At 55.1% G+C, this 23,518-nt stretch carries 21 protein-coding genes and 1 rRNA gene; 18 read left to right on the top strand and 4 right to left on the bottom strand.

Features of this window, described 5'->3' with window-relative positions:
* Positions 1-60: 60 nt before the first annotated feature.
* Positions 61-2,322 (top strand): 5-methyltetrahydropteroyltriglutamate--homocysteine S-methyltransferase, encoded by a 2,262-nt coding sequence (gene metE / locus HX778_RS08585; RefSeq protein WP_176981784.1) that lies wholly within the window; start codon positions 61-63, stop codon positions 2,320-2,322.
* Between the two features lie 38 nt (positions 2,323-2,360).
* Here metE and HX778_RS08580 read toward each other — a convergent pair whose 3' ends face one another.
* Positions 2,361-3,188: a dienelactone hydrolase family protein gene (locus tag HX778_RS08580; protein WP_176981783.1), complete on the bottom strand. Its 828-nt coding sequence runs from the start codon at positions 3,186-3,188 to the stop codon at positions 2,361-2,363.
* A gap of 254 nt (positions 3,189-3,442) precedes the next feature.
* Between HX778_RS08580 and udp the strand changes: the two genes are divergently transcribed.
* From udp to hemB, 10 genes are all read left to right on the top strand, one after another.
* Positions 3,443-4,204 (top strand): uridine phosphorylase, encoded by a 762-nt coding sequence (udp, locus tag HX778_RS08575; protein WP_038476839.1) that lies wholly within the window; start codon positions 3,443-3,445, stop codon positions 4,202-4,204.
* 142 nt (positions 4,205-4,346) lie between these two features.
* Positions 4,347-5,780, top strand: coding sequence for a DNA recombination protein RmuC (rmuC, locus tag HX778_RS08570; RefSeq protein ID WP_176981782.1), 1,434 nt, complete (start codon positions 4,347-4,349; stop codon positions 5,778-5,780).
* 91 nt (positions 5,781-5,871) lie between these two features.
* Positions 5,872-6,642: a bifunctional demethylmenaquinone methyltransferase/2-methoxy-6-polyprenyl-1,4-benzoquinol methylase UbiE gene (gene ubiE, locus HX778_RS08565; RefSeq protein ID WP_038476835.1), complete on the top strand. Its 771-nt coding sequence runs from the start codon at positions 5,872-5,874 to the stop codon at positions 6,640-6,642.
* Between the two features lie 13 nt (positions 6,643-6,655).
* A complete protein-coding gene (locus tag HX778_RS08560; RefSeq protein WP_038476833.1) occupies positions 6,656-7,261 on the top strand; it encodes an SCP2 domain-containing protein in 606 nt (201 codons plus the stop codon).
* Positions 7,258-8,898, top strand: coding sequence for a ubiquinone biosynthesis regulatory protein kinase UbiB (ubiB, locus tag HX778_RS08555; protein WP_038476831.1), 1,641 nt, complete (start codon positions 7,258-7,260; stop codon positions 8,896-8,898). Before HX778_RS08560 ends, ubiB begins: the two co-directional genes overlap by 4 nt.
* Before the next feature lie 78 nt (positions 8,899-8,976).
* Positions 8,977-9,231, top strand: a complete 255-nt coding sequence (tatA, locus tag HX778_RS08550; RefSeq protein WP_038476829.1) for a twin-arginine translocase TatA/TatE family subunit — start codon at positions 8,977-8,979, stop codon at positions 9,229-9,231.
* A gap of 3 nt (positions 9,232-9,234) precedes the next feature.
* Positions 9,235-9,792, top strand: coding sequence for a Sec-independent protein translocase protein TatB (gene tatB, locus HX778_RS08545; protein WP_038476827.1), 558 nt, complete (start codon positions 9,235-9,237; stop codon positions 9,790-9,792).
* Between the two features lie 2 nt (positions 9,793-9,794).
* Positions 9,795-10,577 carry a Sec-independent protein translocase subunit TatC gene (tatC, locus tag HX778_RS08540; protein ID WP_038476825.1) on the top strand — a complete coding sequence of 261 codons (783 nt, stop codon included), beginning with the start codon at positions 9,795-9,797 and terminating at the stop codon, positions 10,575-10,577.
* Positions 10,578-10,620: 43 nt separating this feature from the next.
* The gene (tatD, locus tag HX778_RS08535) at positions 10,621-11,421 is read left to right on the top strand and encodes a 3'-5' ssDNA/RNA exonuclease TatD (protein ID WP_038476823.1); all 801 of its coding nucleotides are present in this window, start codon (positions 10,621-10,623) and stop codon (positions 11,419-11,421) included.
* Positions 11,418-12,440, top strand: a complete 1,023-nt coding sequence (gene hemB, locus HX778_RS08530) for a porphobilinogen synthase (protein WP_038476821.1) — start codon at positions 11,418-11,420, stop codon at positions 12,438-12,440. The genes tatD and hemB overlap by 4 nt, the downstream gene beginning before the upstream one ends.
* Positions 12,441-12,486: 46 nt before the next feature.
* On the opposite strand, the gene rfaH is transcribed toward hemB, so the two are convergent.
* Complete coding sequence (rfaH, locus tag HX778_RS08525) at positions 12,487-12,975, bottom strand: transcription/translation regulatory transformer protein RfaH (protein ID WP_038476819.1); 489 nt, start codon at positions 12,973-12,975, stop codon at positions 12,487-12,489.
* A 179-nt stretch (positions 12,976-13,154) separates the two neighbouring features.
* Here rfaH and ubiD point away from each other — a divergent pair, with 179 nt between their 5' ends.
* Together ubiD and fre are read left to right on the top strand one after the other, a co-directional pair.
* Positions 13,155-14,648, top strand: a complete 1,494-nt coding sequence (ubiD, locus tag HX778_RS08520; protein WP_176981801.1) for a 4-hydroxy-3-polyprenylbenzoate decarboxylase — start codon at positions 13,155-13,157, stop codon at positions 14,646-14,648.
* A 47-nt stretch (positions 14,649-14,695) separates the two neighbouring features.
* Positions 14,696-15,397 (top strand): NAD(P)H-flavin reductase, encoded by a 702-nt coding sequence (fre, locus tag HX778_RS08515; protein WP_176981781.1) that lies wholly within the window; start codon positions 14,696-14,698, stop codon positions 15,395-15,397.
* A gap of 119 nt (positions 15,398-15,516) precedes the next feature.
* On the opposite strand, the gene fadA is transcribed toward fre, so the two are convergent.
* Positions 15,517-16,680, bottom strand: a complete 1,164-nt coding sequence (gene fadA / locus HX778_RS08510; RefSeq protein ID WP_038476813.1) for an acetyl-CoA C-acyltransferase FadA — start codon at positions 16,678-16,680, stop codon at positions 15,517-15,519.
* Between the two features lie 9 nt (positions 16,681-16,689).
* The gene (gene fadB / locus HX778_RS08505; RefSeq protein WP_176981780.1) at positions 16,690-18,879 is read right to left on the bottom strand and encodes a fatty acid oxidation complex subunit alpha FadB; all 2,190 of its coding nucleotides are present in this window, start codon (positions 18,877-18,879) and stop codon (positions 16,690-16,692) included.
* A 191-nt stretch (positions 18,880-19,070) separates the two neighbouring features.
* Between fadB and pepQ the strand changes: the two genes are divergently transcribed.
* The 5 genes from pepQ to HX778_RS08480 all read left to right on the top strand — a co-directional run.
* Positions 19,071-20,402, top strand: coding sequence for a Xaa-Pro dipeptidase (gene pepQ, locus HX778_RS08500; protein ID WP_038476809.1), 1,332 nt, complete (start codon positions 19,071-19,073; stop codon positions 20,400-20,402).
* On the top strand, positions 20,402-21,016 hold the full coding sequence (locus HX778_RS08495; protein ID WP_176981779.1) for an IMPACT family protein: 615 nt from the start codon (positions 20,402-20,404) through the stop codon (positions 21,014-21,016). Before pepQ ends, HX778_RS08495 begins: the two co-directional genes overlap by 1 nt.
* A gap of 41 nt (positions 21,017-21,057) precedes the next feature.
* Entirely contained in the window at positions 21,058-22,509 is a 1,452-nt protein-coding gene (trkH, locus tag HX778_RS08490) for a Trk system potassium transporter TrkH (protein ID WP_038476805.1), read from the top strand.
* An 11-nt stretch (positions 22,510-22,520) separates the two neighbouring features.
* Positions 22,521-23,054 carry a menaquinone-dependent protoporphyrinogen IX dehydrogenase gene (hemG, locus tag HX778_RS08485; RefSeq protein WP_038476803.1) on the top strand — a complete coding sequence of 178 codons (534 nt, stop codon included), beginning with the start codon at positions 22,521-22,523 and terminating at the stop codon, positions 23,052-23,054.
* A gap of 364 nt (positions 23,055-23,418) precedes the next feature.
* Positions 23,419-23,518, top strand: a 16S ribosomal RNA gene (locus HX778_RS08480); the annotation flags it as partial.

Raw genomic sequence — 23,518 nt, 5'->3', positions numbered from 1 at the left:
GATTATAGAAGTGTAAACATCTGGATGGCTAAATACATCGCACCGAATAGAGGACAGACCATGACAATCCATAATCACACCCTGGGGTTCCCTCGCGTCGGCCTTAAGCGCGAGTTGAAAAAAGCACAGGAAAGCTACTGGGCAGGGAATACCTCCCGTGAAGAATTACTGGCGGTTGGCCGCGAGCTGCGCGCCCGCCACTGGGACCAACAAAAACAGGCCGGCGTTGAATTACTGCCGGTGGGCGACTTTGCCTGGTACGACCATGTTCTGACCACCAGCCTGCTGCTCGGTAACGTGCCGGCTCGTCATCAGAACAAAGACGGCAGCGTCGATATCGATACGCTGTTCCGCATTGGTCGTGGTCGTGCGCCAACCGGCGAGCCTGCCGCCGCCGCTGAAATGACCAAATGGTTCAACACTAACTACCACTACATGGTGCCGGAATTTACCAAAGGTCAGCAGTTCAAACTGACCTGGACTCAGCTGCTGGAAGAAGTCGACGAGGCGCTTGCGCTGGGCCATAACGTGAAACCCGTGCTGCTGGGCCCGGTGACTTACCTGTGGCTGGGCAAAGTGAAGGGCGAACAGTTTGACCGCCTGAGCCTGCTGAAAGACATTCTGCCGGTTTACCAGCAGGTGCTGGCCGAGCTGGCGAAACGCGGCGTTGAATGGGTGCAGATCGACGAGCCTGCGCTGGTTCTGGAGCTGCCAAAGGCGTGGCTTGATGCGTTCAAACCAGCTTACGACGCGTTGACCGGCCAGGTTAAGCTGCTGCTAACTACCTATTTCGAAGGGGTGGGGCCAAACCTGGATACCATCACCGCGCTGCCGGTACAGGGCCTGCACGTAGACTTTGTTCACGGCAAAGATGATGTGAAAGAGATTCATCAGAAGCTGCCTGCAAACTGGCTGCTGTCTGCGGGCGTGATCAACGGCCGTAACGTCTGGCGTGCCGACCTGACGGAGAAATACGCTCAACTGAAAGACCTGGTGGGTAAACGTGACCTGTGGGTTGCCTCTTCCTGCTCCCTGCTGCACAGCCCAATCGACCTGAGCGTAGAGACTCGTCTGGATGCTGAAGTTAAAAGCTGGTTTGCCTTTGCCCTGCAGAAGTGTGCCGAGCTGTCCTTACTGACCGAAGCGCTGAACAGCGGCGATACTGCGAAAATTGCCGAATGGAGTGCGCCGATTCAGGCTCGCCGTCAGTCTAAGCGCGTGCACAATGCCGCAGTGGGCGAACGCCTGGCGAAAATCACCGCGCAGGACAGCCAGCGCCAGAGTTCCTATACCGCGCGTGCGGCGGCACAGCGTGAACGTTTCAATCTGCCGGCGTGGCCAACGACGACCATCGGCTCCTTCCCGCAAACGACCGAAATCCGTGGCCTGCGCCTGGACTTCAAGAAAGGGAAGCTGGATGCCAACAACTACCGCACCGGCATCGCCGAACACATTAAACAGGCGATTGCCGAGCAGGAGCGTCTGGGCCTGGACGTGCTGGTGCACGGCGAAGCCGAGCGTAACGACATGGTTGAGTACTTCGGCGAACATCTGGATGGTTTTGTGTTTACTCAGAATGGCTGGGTGCAGAGTTACGGTTCCCGCTGCGTTAAGCCGCCGATTGTTATCGGTGACATCAGCCGCCCTGAGCCGATCACCGTTGAGTGGGCGAAATACGCGCAGTCCCTGACCTACAAACCGGTAAAAGGCATGCTGACCGGCCCGGTCACGATTCTTTGCTGGTCCTTCCCGCGCGAAGATGTTTCTCGCGAGACTATCGCGAAGCAGATTGCCCTGGCCCTGCGTGATGAAGTGGCGGATCTGGAAGCTGCGGGTATCGGTATCATCCAGATTGATGAGCCCGCTCTGCGTGAAGGTTTACCGCTGCGTCAGTCCGACTGGCAGGCTTATCTGGCGTGGGGCGTGGAAGCCTTCCGACTGAACGCCGCCGTGGTGCGTGACGACACCCAGATCCATACCCATATGTGTTACTGCGAGTTCAACGACATCATGGACTCTATCGCGGCGCTGGATGCAGACGTGATAACCATCGAGACCTCTCGTTCCGATATGGATCTGCTGGAGTCGTTCAAAGAGTTCGAATACCCGAACGAAATCGGGCCGGGCGTGTATGACATTCACTCCCCAAACGTTCCGGATGTGGAGTGGATTGAAGCGTTACTGAAGAAAGCTGCGGAGTCCGTACCGGCAGAGCGCCTGTGGGTTAATCCGGACTGCGGCCTGAAAACGCGCGGATGGCCAGAAACTCGTGCGGCGCTGGCGAACATGGTGCAGGCGGCGCAGAACCTGCGTAGCGCATAGTTCTAAAAACAAAATGGGGGCAACTGGCCCCCATTTTTCTATTTCCTCACGCCATACCGCTTAAACCAGGCCAGCATCCTTTCCCAGCCGTCTTTAGCCGACTCTTCATGGTAACTCGGGCGGTAATCTGCGTTAAAAGCATGGCCGGCTTCCGGGTAGACAATGATCTCCGCATTGGCATTTGCCGCTCGCAGTGCCTGGCGCATCGTCTCGACGCTTTCCTGAGAAATCCCGGTATCCTGGCCGCCATATAGGCCGAGCACCGGGGCATTAAGGTTGACGGCGATATCTACGGGATGATGCGGAGAGTTTAATGTTTTGTCTCCTACCAGCTTGCCGTACCACGCCACCGCGGCTTTAAGCTGTGGATTGTGCGCGGCATACAGCCAGGCAATGCGCCCGCCCCAGCAAAAACCGGTCACCATCAGGCGATGCGCGTCGCCTCCGTTACGGGAAGCCCAACTGGCCACATGGTCAAGGTCGCCCAGCACCTGATTGTCCGGCACTTTTGAAACCAGCCCGCTCAGCAACGTTGGAATATCGGCGAAGTCTCCCGGTTCGCCCTGGCGAAAGTAAAGTTCTGGCGCGATGGCCAGATACCCTTCAAGCGCCAGTCGGCGGCAAAGATCGCGGATATGTTCATGTACGCCAAAAATCTCCTGAACGACGATAACCACAGGAAGCGGCCCATCGGCATTTTTAGGCCGCGCGTGATAAGCCGGCATATTGTCGCCCTGGCTTGGAATGGACGTTTCCCCGGAAACAATGGCATCGTCCGGTGTTAACACGGTGGTGGAAGCGATGGGTGAGGCCGCCGGTGCGAAGCCTTCGCCCGGTGTGTTATGTGTTGTTTGCTTTTGTTTCATGGTTTTCTCCGAACCAGCATTAGCGCAGTGTGATAACTATAGCCAGGATTAGTAGCAAATCTGGTCGCCAAAAAACGCAGATGAAGTTCAAAAAATAGCCCGATCGATTCGTATGTGTGACTTTGGTCACTTATGTGAATACAAATAATGTAATTTGTTTCATTCAAAGTGAGCGTCATCACGAAATTATGCTCAGGGGTTCTGTAAAGTGTCGCTTTGCTTCTCCTGAAACCTACTCAACAGAGGAGTCTGTTATGTCCAAGTCTGATGTTTTCCATCTCGGCCTCACTAAAAATGACCTGCAAGGGGCTACGCTCGCCATCGTCCCTGGCGATCCTGAGCGTGTGGAAAAAATCGCCGCGCTGATGGACAAGCCGGTTAAGCTGGCTGCCCATCGTGAATTCACCTCCTGGCGTGCTGAGCTGGACGGTAAGCCGGTTATCATCTGTTCTACCGGCATCGGTGGCCCTTCTACTTCTATTGCGGTTGAAGAACTGGCGCAGCTTGGCATCCGTACTTTCCTGCGCGTCGGGACTACCGGTGCGATTCAGCCGAACATCAACGTGGGCGACGTGCTGGTGACTACCGCATCCGTTCGTCTTGACGGGGCCAGCCTGCACTTTGCGCCAATGGAATATCCGGCTGTGGCAGACTTCGCTTGTACCACCGCGCTGGTTGAAGCGGCAAAAGCCGTGGGCGCCACGACCCACATTGGCGTAACCGCCTCTTCAGACACCTTCTACCCGGGGCAGGAGCGTTACGATACGCTCTCCGGCCGCGTCGTTAGCCGCTTCAAGGGCTCGATGAAAGAGTGGCAGGAGATGGGCGTGATGAACTATGAAATGGAATCCGCCACGCTGTTGACCATGTGCTCCAGCCAGGGCCTGCGTGCGGGTATGGTTGCCGGGGTTATCGTGAACCGTACTCAGCAAGAGATCCCTAACGCGGAAACCATGAAGAAAACGGAAAGCCACGCGGTGAAAATCGTGGTCGAGGCGGCCCGTCGCCTGCTGTAGTTTTCCCTGTTTTCAATTCGAAGCCGGCGCTCGCCGGCTTTTTTTATGCTTTGCGTAGCGCCTTCCGGAAAATCCCTTTTCATCTGGACATTTATACAGCAGAATTTTATCTTGCCGCTGTTGGTATCGTTTTGGGGGAAGCATGGATATTTCACTATTGTTTGGGCTGGGCATTGGGCTGGTGGGCTTAGTGACCGGTTGGCTTATTGCCAGCCTGCGTGCGGCTCAGCGGCTGGCGGCTTTGCACGAAGAACAGCGTGAAATCTACGGGGAGCTTGCCGCCGCGCGCCAGGAGCTTCAGCAAAGCCAACACTGGCGGGAAGAGTGCGAGCAGCTTAACCGTGAAGTCCGTGCCCAAATGGAAATTAACAGCGGGCAGGAAGCGGACATCCGTGAATTAACCACGCTGCTGGAGCAAACGCGGCTCAATGCCGAAGATAAGCACCGTCAAATGCTCAACAGCGAGCAGCGCCTTAACGAGCAGTTTGAGAATCTGGCAAACCGTATTTTTGAGCAGAGCGGGCGCAAGGTAGAAGAACAGAATCGCCAAAGCCTGAATGTGCTCCTTTCGCCACTTCGCGAACAGCTCGACGGCTTCCGTCGCCAGGTCCAGGAGAGTTTTGGCCAGGAGGCGCGCGAGCGCCATACGCTAACGCACGAAATCCGCAATCTGCAGCAGCTCAACGCCCATATGGCGCAAGAGGCGCTGAACCTCACCAAAGCGCTGAAGGGTGACAACAAAACCCAGGGCAACTGGGGGGAAGTGGTGTTAACCCGCGTGCTTGAAGCTTCTGGCCTGCGCGAAGGTCATGAATACCAGACTCAGGTGAACATCCAGCTTGAAAACAACAGCCGTATGCAGCCGGACGTCATTGTTCGCCTGCCGCAGGGCAAAGACGTTGTTATCGATGCGAAAATGACGCTGGTGGCTTATGAGCGCTACTTCAACGGTGAAGATGAACTCACGCGTGAAAGCGCGCTGAATGAGCATATTGCCGCTATCCGCAGCCATATTCGCCTTCTGGGCCGTAAGGATTACCAGCAACTCCCGGGGCTGCGTTCGCTGGACTACGTGCTGATGTTCATCCCGGTTGAACCCGCCTTCTTGCTGGCGATCGATCGCCAACCCGAGCTGATTAGCGAAGCGCTGAAAAACAACATTATGCTGGTCAGCCCGACGACGCTGCTGGTGGCGTTGCGTACCATTGCCAATTTGTGGCGCTATGAGCATCAAAGCCGTAACGCCCAGCAAATCGCCGAGCGCGCCGGGCGTCTGTACGACAAAATGCGCCTGTTCGTGGATGATATGTCCGCGATTGGCCAAAGCCTCGATAAGGCACAAGATAACTACCGCCAGGCGATGAAAAAGCTTTCGTCGGGGCGTGGAAATATCCTGGTTCAGGCAGAGGCATTTCGCGGGCTCGGGGTAGAAGTGAAGCGTGAGATTAATCCAGATCTGGTCGAACGTGCTCATCAGGAAGATGAAGATGATTCCGCACGGCTGGGCCACGAGAGCGCAGAATCAGCGCCCGAATTTGATGAATTTGCTTCACAACGCTCAGGAGAAGGGCGTTGAGCTAAGGTTTAGCCGCACGGTTGAATCATAGGGCTTTCGCGCCCATTCTGTTACACTTCCCGAACATTTTCTTGATTAAGCAGGCATTGAGATGGTTGATGAATCCCAGGAGTCCGGATCCAAGGAAACAACGCACTTTGGCTTCCGTACCGTAGCCAAAGAGCAGAAGGTCGATATGGTGGCGAATGTGTTCCACTCTGTTGCGGCGAAGTACGACGTAATGAACGACCTGATGTCTTTTGGTATCCACCGGTTGTGGAAACGTTACACGATTGACTGTAGCGGCGTACGTCGCGGCCAGCGCGTGCTGGACCTTGCGGGCGGCACGGGCGATCTGACGGCGAAATTCTCTCGCCTGGTGGGTGACACCGGTGAAGTGGTGCTGGCGGACATCAATGACTCGATGCTGAAAATGGGGCGCGAAAAGCTACGCAACATCGGCATTGTTGGGAACGTGAGATACGTGCAGGCCAACGCCGAAGCGCTGCCGTTCCCCGACAACACCTTTGACTGCATCACCATTTCATTTGGCCTGCGCAACGTCACAGACAAAGACGCCGCGCTGCGCTCAATGTTCCGCGTCCTCAAGCCTGGTGGCCGCCTGCTGGTGCTTGAGTTTTCCAAACCTGCCTTCGAACCGCTAAACAAAGCCTACGACGCATACTCCTTCCACATTCTGCCGCGCATTGGTGAGATGGTGGCACAGGATGGCGAAAGCTACCGCTACCTGGCAGAATCTATCCGCATGCATCCGGACCAGGAAACGCTCAAAGGGATGATGGAAGAAGCAGGTTTTGAAAACACCACCTATTACAATATGACCGGTGGGATTGTCGCCCTGCACCGTGGCTATAAATTTTAACCAGGGAGCCGCGATGCCGTTTATGCCGCTTATGACCGCCGGAATCGAAGGTGTGCTGAACACCTTCCTCTGGCGCGACCGTAGCCTGAAATCTGCGCGCCAGCGCCTGCAGGGCAAGACGCTGCGCATCAGCCTGAAAGAGTTTTCTGCCCCGCTGGTGCTGGCGTTCAGTGAACAACAGCTGGATGTCCTGAGCCAGTGGGAAGGCGAGGCGGATTGCCAGGTCACAACGCGTATTGGCGTATTGCCGAAGCTGCGCGATCGTCAACAGCTTACCGCCCTGATTCGCAGCGGTGAGCTGGAGGTTGAAGGTGACATTCAGGTTGTACAAAATCTGGCATCGCTGATGGATCTCGCGGAGTTTGACCCTGCGGAACTGCTGGCGCCCTACATCGGCGATATTGCCTCTGAAGGCATCAGTAAAATTGCCCGCCGCGGCGGCAAGCTGCTGCAGAAAGGATTTATTCGTAATCAGCAGTACCTCGGCGAAGTGCTCACCGAAGAGTGGCGCGTTGCGCCGGGTTCGCTGGAAGTTGCCTGGTTCGCAGAGGAAACCGAAGCGCTGGCCCGCTCGGTGGACTCACTCTCCGAACGGCTGGATAAGCTGGAGGGCAAATGACGCCAGGAGAAATTCGCCGCCTATATTTCATTGTCCGTACCTTCCTGAGCTATGGTCTCGATGAACTGATCCCCAAAATGCGCATTACGCTACCGCTACGCTTATGGCGGCGCTGCCTGTTCTGGATGCCTAACCGTCATCGTGATAAGCCTTTGGGCGAACGTCTTCGTCTTGCGCTGCAGGAGCTGGGACCCGTCTGGATCAAGCTCGGCCAGATGCTTTCCACCCGTCGCGATCTGTTCCCGCCGGTGATTGCCGACCAACTGGCGATGCTGCAGGACAGAGTTGCACCTTTTGACGGCGCGCTGGCGAAAAAACAGATTGAGCTGGCGATGGGCGGTCTTCCCGTTGAAAGTTGGTTCGACGACTTTGAAATCAAACCTCTGGCCTCAGCCTCTATTGCCCAGGTGCACACCGCGCGGCTGAAAGAGAACGGCAAAGAGATCGTGATTAAGGTGATTCGGCCTGACATCCTGCCGGTTATCAAGGCTGACATGAAGCTTATCTATCGCCTTGCTCGCTGGGTGCCTCGCCTGCTGCCGGATGGCCGCCGTTTACGCCCACTGGAAGTCGTGCGTGAATACGAAAAGACCTTGATAGATGAACTCAATTTGCTGCGTGAAGCGGCGAATGCCATCCAGCTGCGGCGTAACTTCGAAAATAGCCCAATGCTCTATGTGCCGGAGGTTTATTCGGACTACTGCAGCGAAAACATGATGGTGATGGAGCGGATTTACGGCATTCCGGTCTCCGATACCGTTGCGCTTGAGGCTCAGGGCACCAACATGAAGCTGCTTGCCGAACGTGGCGTGCAGGTCTTCTTTACGCAGGTCTTCCGCGACAGCTTCTTCCATGCGGACATGCATCCGGGCAATATCTTCGTGAGCTACGACCATCCGGATGATCCGCAATACATTGGTATTGACTGCGGCATCGTGGGCTCATTGAACAAAGACGATAAGCGCTATCTGGCGGAAAACTTTATCGCCTTCTTCAACCGTGATTACCGCAAAGTTGCCGAGCTGCATGTGGACTCCGGCTGGGTACCGCCGGACACAAACGTAGAAGATTTCGAGTTTGCTATTCGTACCGTCTGCGAGCCTATTTTCGAGAAGCCGCTGGCTGAGATATCTTTTGGTCACGTGCTACTGAACCTGTTCAACACCGCGCGTCGTTTCAACATGGAAGTTCAGCCACAGCTGGTTTTACTGCAAAAGACCCTTTTATACGTCGAAGGGGTTGGTAGACAGCTCTATCCACAGCTCGATTTGTGGAAAACGGCGAAACCTTTCCTGGAAAGTTGGATCAAAGATCAGGTTGGTATTCCTGCTCTGGTTCGGGCTTTTAAAGAGAAAGCACCCTTCTGGGTGGAAAAAATGCCGGAGTTGCCGGAACTGGTGTACAACAGTTTGCGCCAGGGCAAGCAATTACAGCATAGCGTTGATAAAATTCAGCGCGACCTGCAACTTCATCACGTGCGGCAGGGACAGTCGCGCTATCTGTTCGGTATCGGTGCTACGCTCATTCTGAGCGGCACGCTGCTGCTGATCAACAAGCCTGAGTGGGACTTTATGCCTGCCTGGCTGATGGCGGGGGGGATCGTTGTCTGGCTTATTGGCTGGCGGCGCTCTGCCTGAACTTTAATCGGAATTAACGGGTGATTGCCGTATAATAGCGGTTCTCATTGCCTTAACATCTTTCAGTCAGGAGTAGGTATGGGCATCAGTTGGCCACAATTGCTAATCATTGTTGTTATCGTTGTTTTATTGTTTGGCACCAAGAAACTAGGCTCTTTGGGTTCAGATCTCGGTGCTTCCATTAAAGGCTTCAAAAAAGCCATGGGCGACGACGACAGCAAAGAGAAAGAAAAGGGTGAGAAGGATGCTGATTTCACAGCGAAATCCCTCTCTGAAAAACCGAGCGACGTGAAAAAAGACGAAGCGAAAAGCAACGATAAAGAGCAGGTATAAACCGTGTTCGACATTGGTTTTGGCGAACTGCTGCTGGTGTTTGTGATTGGCCTGATTGTTTTGGGTCCACAGCGCTTACCGGTGGCGGTAAAAACAGTTGTTGGCTGGGTGCGCGCGCTGCGTTCACTTGCTACCACGGTGCAGAACGAACTCGTTCAGGAACTGAAGCTGCAGGAGCTGCAGGACAGCCTGAAAAAGGTCGAGAAAGCCAGTATGGATAATTTGACGCCCGAGCTAAAAGCGTCAATGGACGAACTGCGCCAGGCCGCTGAGTCGATGAAGCGTTCTTATACCCAGAACGATGCTGAAAAGAACAGTGACGAAGCCCACACCATCCATAACCCGCTGGTGAAGGATGAGCAGCAGAGTCATGACGGCGTGACGCCGGCCAGTGCAGCGCATCAGGCGAGCGCGCCTGATGCAGTACCGGCAGAGACGGTGTCTCCTGCGTCAACGGCTGTAGAGCACGTCGCTGAACCTGCCGTCGAGCCGCAGGTGAGGCCTCTGCCAGAAGCAACGCCTGTCGCGGCACCTACGCAACCTCCGAGTGAAAAATCGTAACCATGGCTGTTGAAGATACCCAACCGCTCATCAGCCATCTGATTGAGCTGCGTAAGCGCCTGCTGAACAGCATGATCGCCGTGCTGGTGATTTTCCTGGCGCTGGTCTATTTCGCCAACGACATTTATCAGGTGGTCTCTGCGCCGCTGATAAAACACATGCCGTTGGGGTCAACGATGATTGCGACCGATGTCGCCTCGCCGTTCTTTACCCCGATTAAATTAACCATTTACGTTTCGGTGTTCCTGGCAGCCCCGGTCATCCTGCACCAGATTTGGGCCTTTATTGCCCCTGCGCTGTACAAGCATGAACGTAAAATGGTGATGCCGCTGCTGTTCTCCAGCACGCTGCTGTTTTATATCGGCATTGCGTTTGCTTACTTCGTTGTCTTCCCGCTTGCCTTTGGCTTCCTGACGAAAACCGCGCCAATAGGGGTGGTGGTGTCAACGGACATCACGAAGTATCTCGACTTCGTAATGTCGCTCTTTATGGCCTTTGGCGTAGCGTTTGAAGTGCCCGTCGCCATTATCCTGCTGTGCTGGATGGGCGTGACGACGCCGGAGTCTCTGAAACAGAAACGCCCTTATATTCTGGTGGGTGCTTTTGTCGTCGGCATGCTGTTGACGCCGCCGGACGTTTTCTCGCAGACCCTTCTGGCGGTGCCAATGTACTGCCTGTTTGAGGTTGGCGTATTCTTCTCTCGCTTCTACGTCGGTAAAGGGCGGAACGGTGATGAAGAAGATGAGCCGGAGTCTGAAGAAGAGCGCTCTGAAAAAGAGCAGTAATTAAATAACCGCCCTCAGGGGCGGTTGTCGTTTGGAGGATGAGATGTTTGATATTGGCGTTAATCTAACCAGTTCGCAATTTGCGAAAGACCATGCGGAAGTGGTCACGCGAGCGTGGCAGGCTGGCCTGAGCGGCATGATGTTGACCGGTACCAACCTCCATGAAAGTGAACAAGCGCTGCTCATGGCGCAGCGATACGACAACTGCTGGTCGACTGCTGGAGTGCACCCGCACGATGCCAGCCAGTGGAATGACGCGACTGCGGACGCCATTCGCCAGCTAGCTGCAGCCCCCCAGGTCGTCGCCATCGGCGAGTGCGGTCTTGATTTCAACCGCAACTTTTCTACACCGGCCGAGCAGGAGCGCGCTTTTACCGCGCAGCTGGCGTTGGCCGCTGAGCTCATGATGCCGGTATTTTTACACTGCCGGGATGCCCACGAACGTTTTTTAGCGCTGTTAGATCCGTGGCTGGATCAGCTGCCTGGCGTGGTGCTGCACTGTTTTACCGGTACTGAAGCAGAAGCGCGCGATTGCCTGCTGCGCGGGCTATTTATCGGCATTACCGGCTGGGTTTGCGATGAGCGTCGTGGCCTGGCCTTAAAAGAGTTACTTCCGGTCATCCCCGCTCAGCAACTGCTGCTGGAAACCGATGCGCCTTATTTGTTGCCCCGGGATTTACAACCAAAACCTGCGTCCCGCCGCAACGAACCCTGTTACCTGCCCCATATCCTGAATAAGGTAGCCGAATGGCGAGGTGAAGATCCGGCCTGGCTTGCGCAGGTAACAGATGACAACGCTCGTCGGTTATTCCGACTGGGTTTTAATCAGGAGAAAGTTAAATGAGCTATGCATTTCCCGGTACGTTTCCCGGTCGTCGTATGCGTCGCGTACGCCGCCATGACTTCAGCCGCCGCCTTGTGGCTGAAAACCAGCTGACGGTTAACGACCTTATCTACCCTGTGTTTGTCATGGAAGGCCACAACCAGCAGCAGGAAGTGCCGTCAATGCCGGGCGTTTATCGCATGACTATCGATCAACTGCTGAAAGAAGCAGAGGCGGTAGCGAAGCTGGGTGTGCCGGTGCTCTCCCTGTTCCCGGTTATCGAAAGTGATGGGAAATCGCTGCATGCTGAAGAAGCCTATAATCCAAACGGGCTGGTGCAGCGTGCCGTACGCGCGCTGAAAGATGCCGTGCCGGAGCTTGGGCTGTTGACCGACGTCGCGCTGGATCCGTACACCACTCACGGCCAGGACGGTGTCATTGACGCCGAGGGCTATGTTATCAACGACGTCACCCGCGAGATTCTGGTTCGTCAGGCGCTTTCCCATGCCGAAGCCGGGGCAGAGATAGTCGCACCTAGCGATATGATGGACGGACGTATTGGCGCCATCCGTGATCAACTGGAAGCCGATGGCTTCGTGAATACACAGATCATGTCTTACGCAGCGAAATATGCCTCCTGCTACTACGGGCCGTTCCGGGATGCGATTGGCTCCTCCGGTAACCTGAAAGGCGGCAACAAGAAGACTTACCAGATGGATCCGGCCAACGGCGATGAAGCGCTGCAGGAAGTCGCGCAGGATCTGCAGGAAGGGGCTGATATGGTGATGGTGAAACCAGGGATGCCTTACCTCGACGTTGTGCGTCGCGTGAAAGACACCTTTGGCGTGCCGACCTTCGCCTATCAGGTCTCCGGTGAATACGCTATGCACATGGCGGCAATTCAGAATGGCTGGCTGGCCGAAAAACCAGCAATTATGGAATCTTTGATGTGCTTTAAACGTGCCGGAGCCGATGGCGTGCTGACGTATTTCTCAAAACGTGTTGCCCAGTGGCTGCACGATGAGCAAATGCAGCGCTAGTTGCCACTCGATGACAGAAAGGCCAGCATTTGCTGGCCTTTTTACATTAAACCTTACGGAAGTCAGTATTCCTGACGCTTTGCCGCACCTGCTTGTTCAATAAGTTCAGCAGCAACATCGAGCGGGCTTCGCCGTCGGGTTCGGCAAAGATTGCCTCTAACCCTTCGAAGGCGCCTTCGGTAATCACCACGCTATCGCCCGGGTACGGCGTTTCGGGGTCGGTGATGTCCTCGGCCTGAAAGTGAATCAGCTCATCAATCACTTTCTCCGGCACCGTTGCCGGCTGTGCGCCGAAGCGCACGAAGTGGCTGACGCCGCGGGTTGAATGAACCGTCGTGGTATGAATGGATTCCGGGTCGAACTCAACGAACAGATAATTAGGGAACAGGGGTTCACTGACCGCAGTTCTTTTGCCACGCACCATTTTTTCGAGCGTAATCATTGGCGTAAGGCAATTTACTGCCTGACGCTCAAGATGCTCTTTTGCGCGCAATAATTGACCACGTTTACAGTAAAGAAGGTACCAGGATTGCATAATTTCTCTTTTCGCCCGTTTAAGCGCGTCAGAATAACAAAACGTCTTCCGCAGAGATAGACAGCTCCAGTATAACCTGGCTAAGCGTGGCCGCTGGCGGCGAGTTTCACGCTAATTTAACAAAAATACAGCATGGCGGCGGTGAAGTCCGTATAATGACGGCAAAATCCGACGTCACGATAAATTGCATGAAATACCACGACCTACGCGAATTTCTTGCGCTGCTAGAGCAGCAGGGCGAACTCAAACGTATCGCATTGCCCGTCGATCCGAATCTGGAAATGACCGAAATTGCCGATCGCACTCTGCGAGCCGGCGGCCCGGCTCTGCTGTTTGAAAATCCCAAAGGCTACACCATGCCGGTGCTGTGCAACCTGTTTGGAACGCCGAAACGCGTGGCAATGGGCATGGGGCAGGAGGATGTCACCGCCCTGCGTGAAGTCGGAAAACTGCTGGCTTTCCTTAAAGAGCCGGAGCCACCAAAAGGTTTTCGCGACCTGTTTGATAAGCTACCGCAGTTTAAACAAGTTCTGAATATGCCCACCAAGCGTCTGCGTAACGCGCCCTGCCAGGAACAAATTTGGGAAGGTGATGAAGTCGACCTGAATCGTATTCCGATCATGCGCTGCTGGCCTGAAGACGTTGCTCCGCTAATTACCTGGGGCTTAACGGTGACCCGTGGCCCGCACAAAGAACGCCAGAATCTGGGTATTTACCGCCAGCAGTTGATTGGCAAGAATAAACTGATTATGCGCTGGTTATCCCACCGTGGCGGTGCCCTGGACTTCCAGGAGTGGTGTGAGGCTCATCCGGGCGAGCGTTTCCCTGTCTCCGTAGCGTTGGGCGCCGATCCGGCAACCATTCTGGGGGCCGTGACGCCGGTGCCTGACACGCTTTCTGAATACGCCTTTGCCGGGCTGCTGCGTGGCACAAAAACCGAGGTTGTGAAGTGTATTTCTAATGACCTTGAGGTGCCCGCGGGCGCGGAAATCGTTCTCGAAGGCTATATTGAGCCGGGCGAGATGGCGCCGGAAGGCCCTTACGGTGACCACACGGGTTACTACAATGAAGTCGACAGCTTCCCGGTGTTTACCGTGACTCACGTTACCCAGCGGCAGGATGCGATTTATCATTCAACGTATACCGGCCGCCCGCCGGATGAACCTGCGGTACTGGGCGTCGCGCTCAATGAAGTGCTGGTACCTATCCTGCAAAAGCAGTTCCCGGAAATTATCGATTTCTACCTGCCGCCTGAAGGGTGTTCATACCGGCTGGCGGTGGTGACGATTAAAAAGCAGTATGCCGGGCATGCTAAGCGGGTGATGATGGGCGTGTGGTCCTTCCTGCGCCAGTTTATGTACACCAAATTCGTTATCGTTTGCGATGACGATGTTAATGCGCGCGACTGGAACGATGTTATCTGGGCGATCACTACTCGCATGGATCCGTCCCGTGATACGGTGCTGGTGGAAAACACGCCGATAGACTATCTGGACTTTGCCTCCCCGGTTTCCGGGTTGGGCTCTAAAATGGGACTGGACGCCACCAATAAATGGCCGGGCGAAACCCAGCGTGAATGGGGGCGCCCAATCAAGAAAGATGTTGAGGTATGCGCGCGTATTGATGCAATCTGGGATGAACTGGCTATTTTTGATAACGACAAAGGCGCCTGAGCGGCGACCTTTACGGTTTAGCATTATTGACCCGACAGAGGGGACGCATGACAACCTTAAGCTGTAAAGTGAACTCGGTAGAAGCGATAACCGACACGGTGTATCGCGTTCGATTGCTGCCGGAAGGCGATTTCTCATTCCAGGCCGGGCAGTATTTGATGGTGGTGATGGACGAGCGGGATAAGCGCCCGTTCTCTATGGCATCCACGCCGAGCGAGCATGAGTTCATTGAGCTGCACATCGGTGCTTCGGAGCTCAACCTCTACGCCATGGCGGTCATGGACCGTATTCTGAAAGAGCAGGAAATTGTGGTTGATATGCCACACGGCGATGCTTGGCTGCGTGAAGATGAAGAGCGCCCGCTGATTCTGATTGCCGGGGGAACGGGATTCTCTTACGTGCGCTCTATTCTGCTGACCGCGCTGGCGCGTAATCCGCAGCGTGAAATTGCCATTTACTGGGGCGGCCGTGAAGAGAAACATCTTTACGATCTGGCCGAGCTTGAGGGGCTTACCCTACAGCACCAGAACCTGCGTGTTGAAGCCGTGGTTGAGCAGCCGGAAGAAGGCTGGCGTGGCCGCAGCGGGACAGTACTGACCGCCGTTATGCAGGATTACAGTTCACTGAGCGGGCACGATATTTATATCGCGGGTCGTTTCGAAATGGCGAAAATCGCCCGGGATCTGTTCTGTAACGAGCGCGGTGCGTTGGTTGATCACATGTTCGGCGACGCGTTCTCCTTTATCTAAGGTTGTTCGTCGTCAGAATAAGCCACCGCATCGTCGGTGGTTTTTTTTATCTTTCAGAAATAAAAAACCCGCCCCTGACAGGCGGGAAACACGGCAACTAAACCCAGTTTCGTTTTTTATTAAACGCGTTCAAATACGGTCGCGATACCCTGACCCAGGCCGATACACATCGTAGCCAGGCCAAACTGCGCGTCGCGGCGCTCCATCAGGTTGATAAGCGTGGTGCTGATGCGTGAGCCGGAGCAGCCCAGCGGGTGACCCAGCGCGATCGCGCCCCCGTTCAGGTTGATCTTCTCGTCGATCTTGTCCATCAGCCCCAGATCTTTAATGCACGGCAGGATCTGGGCGGCAAACGCTTCGTTCATTTCAAACAGGTCGATATCCTGCGCCGTCAGGCCTGCTTTTTTCAGCGCCAGCCTTGATGCCGGCACCGGACCGTAACCCATGATGGACGGATCGCAGCCGACGACGGCCATAGACCGCACGCGAGCGCGGATTTTCAGGCCCAGCTCTTTGGCGCGTGATTCGCTCATCAGCAGCATCGCGGATGCACCATCGGACAGCGCCGAAGATGTGCCAGCGGTGACGGTCCCATTGACCGGGTCGAAAGCAGGTTTTAGCGCCGCCAGACCTTCAACCGTGGTTTCCGGGCGAATGACTTCGTCGAAGTCATAGCGTTTCAGAACGCCGTCGGCATCGTGGCCGCTGGTTGGCATAATCTCGGCTTTAAAGTGTCCAGCTTCCGTTGCGGCCCAGGCACGCTGATGCGAGCGGGCGGCAAACTGATCCTGCATTTCGCGGCTGATGCCGTGGATACGGGAGAGCATTTCAGCCGTGAGGCCCATCATACCGGCGGCTTTTGCCACGTTGCGGCTCAGGCCTGGATGGAAGTCAATCCCGTGGCTCATCGGCACGTGGCCCATGTGCTCTACGCCGCCAATCAGGCAAGCATGCGCATCGCCGGTTTGAATCATGCGTGCGGCATCGTGCAGCGCCTGCATTGAAGAGCCGCACAGACGGTTCACCGTGGTGGCGGGGACCGAATGGGGGATTTCCGCCAGCAAAGACGCGTTGCGTGCAATATTGAAGCCCTGTTCGAGCGTCTGCTGTACGCAGCCCCAGTAAATATCATCCAGCGCGGCCGCTTCGAGCGCCGGGTTGCGGGACAATATGCTGCGCATCAGGTGCGCCGACAGATCCTCCGCGCGAACGTTGCGGAATGCGCCGCCTTTAGAGCGGCCCATCGGCGTACGGATGGCATCAACAATAACAACCTTTTCCATAATCACTCCTCAGGCGCTTTTCAGGTCACTGGCCGGGCGGGCAGGCTCAACCGGCGGATAGTACGGCTCATTGCGTGATGCTTTGGCCTTCAGGCCTTCAGGCACGACGTACAGCGGGCCGAGGTTTTGGTACTGCTGCGCCATATCGAAATATTTCGCGCTGCCCAGGGTATCCAGCCAGCGGAATGCACCACCGTGGAACGGAGGGAAACCGAGGCCGTAAACCAACGCCATGTCGGCTTCCGCCGGGCTGGCAATCACGCCTTCTTCGAGGCAACGAACGACTTCGTTGACCATCGGGATCATCATGCGGGCGATAATTTCTTCGTCACTAAAGTTACGCTTCGGCTGGCTGACTTCTGCCAGCAGGCTATCGACAGCTTCGTCCTGCTCTTTGCGCGGTTTGCCTTTGCTGTCTTCTTTAAAGCGGTAGAAGCCCTGCTGGGTTTTCTGGCCGTAGCGCCCGGCATCGAACAGAACGTCTATCGCGTCGCGGTAATCTTTGCTCATGCGCTGCGGGAAGCCTGCGGCCATCACTGCCTGAGCGTGATGGGCGGTATCAATCCCGACCACGTCCAGCAGGTAAGCCGGGCCCATTGGCCAGCCGAACTGTTTTTCCATCACTTTATCAATCTGGCGGAAGTCTGCGCCGTCGCGCAGCAGTTGGCTAAAGCCTGCGAAGTAGGGGAACAGCACGCGGTTCACAAAGAAGCCCGGGCAGTCGTTTACCACGATAGGCGTTTTGCCCATTTTGCTCGCCCAGGCTACCACTTTGGCAATCGTCACGTCCGAGGTTTTCTCCCCACGAATGACCTCAACCAGCGGCATACGGTGAACCGGGTTAAAGAAGTGCATGCCGCAGAAGTTTTCCGGGCGTTTCAGCCCGCTTGCCAGTTCGCTAATAGGAATGGTTGAGGTGTTGGAAGCCAGAACGGCGTCCGGGCGAACCTTATCTTCGGTTTCTGCCAGCACCGCCTTTTTCACTTTCGGGTTTTCAACCACGGCTTCGACAACGACGTCTACACGATCAAACCCGGCATATTCCAGCGTTGGCTGAATGGTCGAAATAACCTGCGCCAGCTTCATGCCGTCAATTTTGCCGCGTTCAAGCTGCTTGTTCAGCAGCTTGCTGGCTTCGTTAATGCCCAGCGCCAGCGACTTTTCGCTAATGTCCTTCATTAATACCGGCACGCCTTTCCAGGCAGACTGGTAGGCAATGCCGCCGCCCATAATGCCCGCGCCGAGTACGGCCGCGTGTTTAGGCGTTTCAATATCTTTGGTGAGCTTTTTCGCCTGACCTTTAACAAACTGATCGTTCAGGAAGATGCCGACCAGCGCGCGGGCTTCATTGGAGCGAGCCAGCGGCACAAAGCTTTGGGTTTCCAGCTTCAGGGCTTCATCACGACCAAGGCCAGCGGCGGCTTCAATCGTTTTTACCGCAGTCATCGGGGCCGGATAATGTTTACCGGCGATCTGTGCCACCATGCCTTTGGCGATGGTAAAGCTCATGCCGGCTTCAATTTTGCTCAGTTTCAGCGGTTGCAGTTTCGGCGCGCGCTTAGCCTGCCAGTCCAGCTCACCTTTGATTGCCTGACGAAGAATCGCCAGCGCACCGTCGCGCAGCTTTTCGGTTTTCACTACGCCATCAACCAGGCCCAGCTTTTGCGCTTCTGCCGCACCGACGTCTTTGCCCGCGGTAATAATTTCAAGCGCGCTATCCGCACCTAACAAACGAGGCAGGCGAACGGAACCGCCGAAGCCTGGCATGATGCCTAACTTGGTTTCCGGCAGGCCAATGCGGGCATCCGTTGTGGCCAGGCGGTAATCCGTCGCCAGTACGCATTCGCATCCGCCGCCCAGCGCATAGCCATTCACAGCGGCGATGGTCGGGACCGGCAGATCTTCCAGGCGGTTAAATACGCTGTTGGCGAATTGCAGCCAGTGGGTCAGCTGTTCGGCAGGGACCAGGAACAGCGAGAGGAATTCAGTAATGTCGGCGCCAACGATAAAGGCGGACTTGCTGGAGCTCAGCAGCAGGCCTTTGAGGTTCGGCTGCTTTTCAAGCACGGTCAGCGCTTCGCCGAGGCTGGCGACGGTCGCCGTATCCAGCTTGTTGACGGAGCCGGGGGCATCAAACACCAGTTCGGCAATGCCGTCTTCCAGCCAGTCGAGATGTAGGGTTTCACCTTGGTAGAGCATGTCAGTCTCCTGAATCCAGCAATGGGATCTGGTCGTACCAGATGAAGCGGAGTGTGGAATTGATGTTAATGAAATGCAAATTTCTCTTTAAATATTTGCAAACTCGATCACAGGAGGCGGAAATAACTCGACGGTTTGTACGGTATGCTAAGATGCGTGGCGAACAGGTACAAAAAACAGAAGGATAAATTATGGAATCACTGGCCGCGCTGTACAAAGATCATGTGGCAACGCTACAGGAGCGTACCCGCAACGTTCTGGCGCGTTTTAACCTTGATGCATTACTTATTCACTCCGGGGAGCTGTTCAACGTTTTCCTCGATGATCATGCCTATCCGTTTAAAGTTAACCCGCAGTTTAAGGCGTGGGTGCCGGTCACTCAGGTACCCAACTGCTGGCTGCTGGTGGACGGCGTGAATAAGCCGAAGCTGTGGTTCTATCTGCCGGTAGATTACTGGCACAACGTGGAGCCGCTGCCGGAATCCTTCTGGACCGATGATATTGAAGTGATCGCGCTGCCAAAAGCCGACGGTATTGGCAGTCAACTGCCTGCTGCGCGCGGCAACATCGGCTATATTGGCCCGGTGCCGGAGCGTGCGTTACAGCTGGATATCACTCCAGCCAATATCAACCCGAAAGGGGTTATCGATTACCTGCATTACTATCGCGCCTATAAAACGGACTACGAACTGTCCTGCATGCGTGAAGCTCAGAAAACGGCGGTTGTGGGCCATCGTGCTGCGCATGAAGCCTTCCTGTCTGGTATGAGCGAGTTCGATATTAACATCGCTTATCTGACGGCAACCGGCCACCGCGATACTGACGTGCCTTATGGCAATATCGTGGCGCTCAATGAGCATGCCTCCGTACTGCACTACACCAAGCTGGATCACCGCGTACCTGCCGAAATCCGCAGTTTCCTGCTGGATGCCGGGGCAGAATATAACGGCTATGCCGCCGACCTGACCCGCACCTGGACCACCCATGGTGACAGCGATTTCGCTCATCTGATTAAAGATGTGAACGAAGAGCAACTGGCGCTTATCGATACCATGAAGTCCGGCGTGCGCTACACCGACTACCACATCCAGTTCCATCAGCGCCTGGCTAAGCTGCTGCGCCGCCACAAGCTGGTGAACGACATCAGTGAAGAGGCGATGCTGGAAGCCGGGATCACCACGCCGTTCATGCCTCACGGCATCGGGCATCCGCTGGGCCTGCAGGTTCATGACGTAGCCGGGTTTATGCAGGACGATACCGGGACGCATCTGGCAGCACCTTCCCAGCATCCTTACCTGCGCTGTACCCGTGTGCTGGAACCTCGCATGGTGCTGACCATCGAGCCTGGCCTGTACTTCATTGAATCGTTGCTGGCACCGTGGCGTGAAGGGCAATACAGCAAGCACTTCGACTGGAAGCGCATTGAAGCCCTGAAGCCGTTTGGCGGCATTCGTATTGAAGATAACGTGGTTATCTATGAAAACAGCACCGAAAACATGACGCGTAACCTGAAGCTCGCGTAATGGAAAGCTGGCCAATCCCCGCTGAGCCCGTCACGGTCAGCGAGGAGATTAAGAAAAGCCGCTTTATTACCCTTGTTGCTCATACAGACGGGGTAATAGCGGCGAAAGCGTTTGTTGAGAAGGCCCGGGCCGAACACCCGGACGCCCGGCACCACTGCTGGGCGTGGGTTGCTGGCGCGCCGGATGACTCGCAGCAGCTCGGTTTCTCGGATGATGGCGAACCTGCCGGCACCGCAGGGAAACCCATCCTGGCTCAGCTGATGGGCAAAGGCATTGGTGAAATCACGGCGGTTGTAGTGCGCTATTATGGCGGGGTGAAGCTGGGCACGGGTGGCCTGGTGAAAGCCTACGGCGGAGGCGTACAGCTGGCGTTAAACCAGCTTCCGACAGTGCTCAAAGTGCCGTTAACCGAATATACTTTGCAGTGCGACTATTCGCAGCTGGCGGGTGTGGAAGCGCTGCTCAAGCAAAGTGATGGTCTTATCGTGGAAAGCGACTTCCAGGTCGCCGTTGATCTGCGCGTAGCATTGCCGCAAACCCAGGTGGCTGCTTTCAGCGCCAGGCTGAGTGATTTTAGCCGCGGTGCATTGCATTTATTGCCGTTTGAACAATAATCCCACCTCGTTATTTATAGATATTTAAGGAAGCGGCTGAAATGCATTTTCGCGCCATAACCCGAATCGTTGGTCTGTTGGTTATCCTCTTTTCCGGAACCATGATACTCCCCGGCTTAGTGGCTCTAATCTATCGCGATGGTGCCGGCCGCGCTTTTACCCAAACCTTCTTCGTTGCTCTGGCAATCGGCTCTCTGCTGTGGTGGCCTAACCGCCGCGAGAAGAGGGAGCTAAAACCCAAAGAGGGTTTCCTGATCGTTGTGCTGTTCTGGACCGTGCTGGGCAGCGTGGGTGCGTTGCCGTTTGTCTTCGCCGAGCGGCCGAATCTGACGGTAACAGACGCCTTTTTTGAGTCCTTTTCTGGCCTGACGACCACCGGCGCAACAACGCTGGTGGGGCTGGATTCTTTACCTCACGCCATTCTCTTTTACCGTCAGATGCTGCAATGGTTCGGCGGGATGGGGATCATTGTCCTGGCTGTGGCCATCTTGCCTATTCTTGGCGTCGGGGGGTTGCAGCTCTACCGGGCAGAAATGCCGGGGCCGCTAAAAGATAACAAAATGCGCCCGCGAATTGCCGAAACGGCAAAGACGCTGTGGCTTATTTACGTCCTGCTGACGATTGCCTGCGCGCTTGCGCTTTGGTTTGCCGGTATGCCGGCGTTTGACGCTATCGGGCATAGTTTCTCTACTATTGCGATTGGCGGCTTCTCAACTCACGACGCCAGCGTGGGCTACTTCAATAGCCCAACAATCAATACCATCATCGCTATCTTCCTGCTGATCTCCGGCTGTAACTATAGCCTGCACTTCGCTGTGCTCAGCGGACGCAGCCTGAAGGTGTACTGGCGTGATCCGGAATTTCGTATGTTCATCGGCGTGCAGCTATCGCTGGTTCTGGTCTGTACGCTGGTGCTTTGGTTCCACAATACCTACCAGTCCGCCTGGCAGACCTTAAACCAGGCCTTCTTCCAGGTCGTATCGATGGCAACCACCGCAGGCTTTACCACGGATAGCATTGCTCGCTGGCCACTATTCTTGCCGGTATTGCTGCTTTGTTCTGCTTTCATTGGGGGCTGTGCGGGTTCTACCGGCGGTGGCCTGAAAGTTATTCGTATCCTGCTGCTGTTCAAACAAGGTAACCGCGAGCTGAAACGCCTGGTGCATCCGAATGCGGTTTACAGCATTAAACTTGGGAATCGGGCCCTGCCGGAGAGAATCCTCGAAGCCGTATGGGGATTCTTCTCTGCTTATGCGCTGGTGTTTATTGTCAGTATGCTGGCCATCATCGCGACCGGCGTCGATGATTTCTCAGCATTCGCCTCGGTAGCGGCAACGCTCAATAACCTTGGTCCCGGCCTTGGCGTGGTGGCCGATAACTTTGCCAGCATGAATCCCGTCGCCAAATGGATCCTGATTGTGAATATGCTGTTTGGTCGCCTGGAAGTGTTTACCCTGTTAGTACTGTTCACGCCTACTTTCTGGCGAGAGTAACCGGAGCCTGTGTGAAAACCTTAATTCTGTTTTCGACCCGAGATGGTCAAACTCGTGAGATTGCTTCCTATATCTCTTCTGAACTGAAAGAGTTGGGCGTTGAGAGTGATGTGGTGAATCTCCATCGCTGCGAGGATATCGCCTGGGCTAACTACGACCGGGTAATTATTGGTGCCTCTATTCGCTACGGGCATTTCCATGCTTCCGTCGAGGCGTTTGTGAAAAAGCATCAGCTGCAGCTGAAGGAGCGTGCGAGTGCATTTTTCGCAGTCAACCTGGTTGCCCGTAAGCCAGAGAAGCGTTCGCCACAAACAAATCCCTACACCCGCAAGTTTTTGCTTAACTCGGTTTGGCAGCCTGACCATTGTGCCGTGTTCGCAGGTGCGCTGCGTTATCCACGTTATGGTTGGTTAGACCGCTTCATGATCCGCTTAATTATGAAAATGACCGACGGTGAAACGGATACCAGTAAAGAAGTGGTTTATACCGATTGGCAGCAGGTAGCCCGTTTTGCCCATGAAATTGCGCAGTTAAGCACCAAATAGTGTTGTAAATAAGCGGGTTGGCGAAAAAGAATACGGTCAGAAAGTTTTTTTAAATAAACGCTTGTCACCGCCGAAGAACTCCCTATAATGCGCCTCCACTGACACGGAACAACGGCTTGTAAAGCGGCGTGTCAGGCGGAGTGAAGCGGAAAATAAATGCTTGACTACGCAGCGGGAAAGCGTAATATGCACAGCCCGCGCTACTGAGAAAGTAGCACTGCTCTTTAACAATTTATCAGACAATCTGTGTGGGCACTCGCAGGATTGATATCTCAGCATCTTCGGATGCAACAAAATATCAAGTCTTGAAGAGTGACTACTGATTTTATAAACAGTTTTAATTCTTTGAGCATCAAACACTTTTAAATTGAAGAGTTTGATCATGGCTCAGATTGAACGCTGGCGGCAGGCCTAACACATGCAAGTCGAGCGGTAGCACAGGGAGCTTGCTCCTGGGTGACGAG

The sequence above is a fragment of the Cedecea sp. P7760 genome, assembly GCF_013386425.1.
GTDB classification, from domain to species: Bacteria; Pseudomonadota; Gammaproteobacteria; order Enterobacterales; family Enterobacteriaceae; genus Cedecea; species Cedecea selenatireducens.
This window is presented reverse-complemented; position numbering and strand designations above follow the sequence as displayed.

Coding starts and splice junctions, on each gene's coding strand:
- ubiE (WP_038476835.1), top strand. CDS start 5,872: ATGGTTGATGAATCCCAGGAGTCCGGATCCAAGGAAACAACGCACTTT.
- tatC (WP_038476825.1), top strand. CDS start 9,795: ATGGCTGTTGAAGATACCCAACCGCTCATCAGCCATCTGATTGAGCTG.
- hemB (WP_038476821.1), top strand. CDS start 11,418: ATGAGCTATGCATTTCCCGGTACGTTTCCCGGTCGTCGTATGCGTCGC.
- rfaH (WP_038476819.1), bottom strand. CDS start 12,975: ATGCAATCCTGGTACCTTCTTTACTGTAAACGTGGTCAATTATTGCGC.
- udp (WP_038476839.1), top strand. CDS start 3,443: ATGTCCAAGTCTGATGTTTTCCATCTCGGCCTCACTAAAAATGACCTG.
- metE (WP_176981784.1), top strand. CDS start 61: ATGACAATCCATAATCACACCCTGGGGTTCCCTCGCGTCGGCCTTAAG.
- rmuC (WP_176981782.1), top strand. CDS start 4,347: ATGGATATTTCACTATTGTTTGGGCTGGGCATTGGGCTGGTGGGCTTA.
- ubiB (WP_038476831.1), top strand. CDS start 7,258: ATGACGCCAGGAGAAATTCGCCGCCTATATTTCATTGTCCGTACCTTC.
- tatD (WP_038476823.1), top strand. CDS start 10,621: ATGTTTGATATTGGCGTTAATCTAACCAGTTCGCAATTTGCGAAAGAC.
- HX778_RS08580 (WP_176981783.1), bottom strand. CDS start 3,188: ATGAAACAAAAGCAAACAACACATAACACACCGGGCGAAGGCTTCGCA.
- pepQ (WP_038476809.1), top strand. CDS start 19,071: ATGGAATCACTGGCCGCGCTGTACAAAGATCATGTGGCAACGCTACAG.
- tatA (WP_038476829.1), top strand. CDS start 8,977: ATGGGCATCAGTTGGCCACAATTGCTAATCATTGTTGTTATCGTTGTT.
- HX778_RS08560 (WP_038476833.1), top strand. CDS start 6,656: ATGCCGTTTATGCCGCTTATGACCGCCGGAATCGAAGGTGTGCTGAAC.
- fadB (WP_176981780.1), bottom strand. CDS start 18,879: ATGCTCTACCAAGGTGAAACCCTACATCTCGACTGGCTGGAAGACGGC.
- fre (WP_176981781.1), top strand. CDS start 14,696: ATGACAACCTTAAGCTGTAAAGTGAACTCGGTAGAAGCGATAACCGAC.
- fadA (WP_038476813.1), bottom strand. CDS start 16,680: ATGGAAAAGGTTGTTATTGTTGATGCCATCCGTACGCCGATGGGCCGC.
- trkH (WP_038476805.1), top strand. CDS start 21,058: ATGCATTTTCGCGCCATAACCCGAATCGTTGGTCTGTTGGTTATCCTC.
- HX778_RS08495 (WP_176981779.1), top strand. CDS start 20,402: ATGGAAAGCTGGCCAATCCCCGCTGAGCCCGTCACGGTCAGCGAGGAG.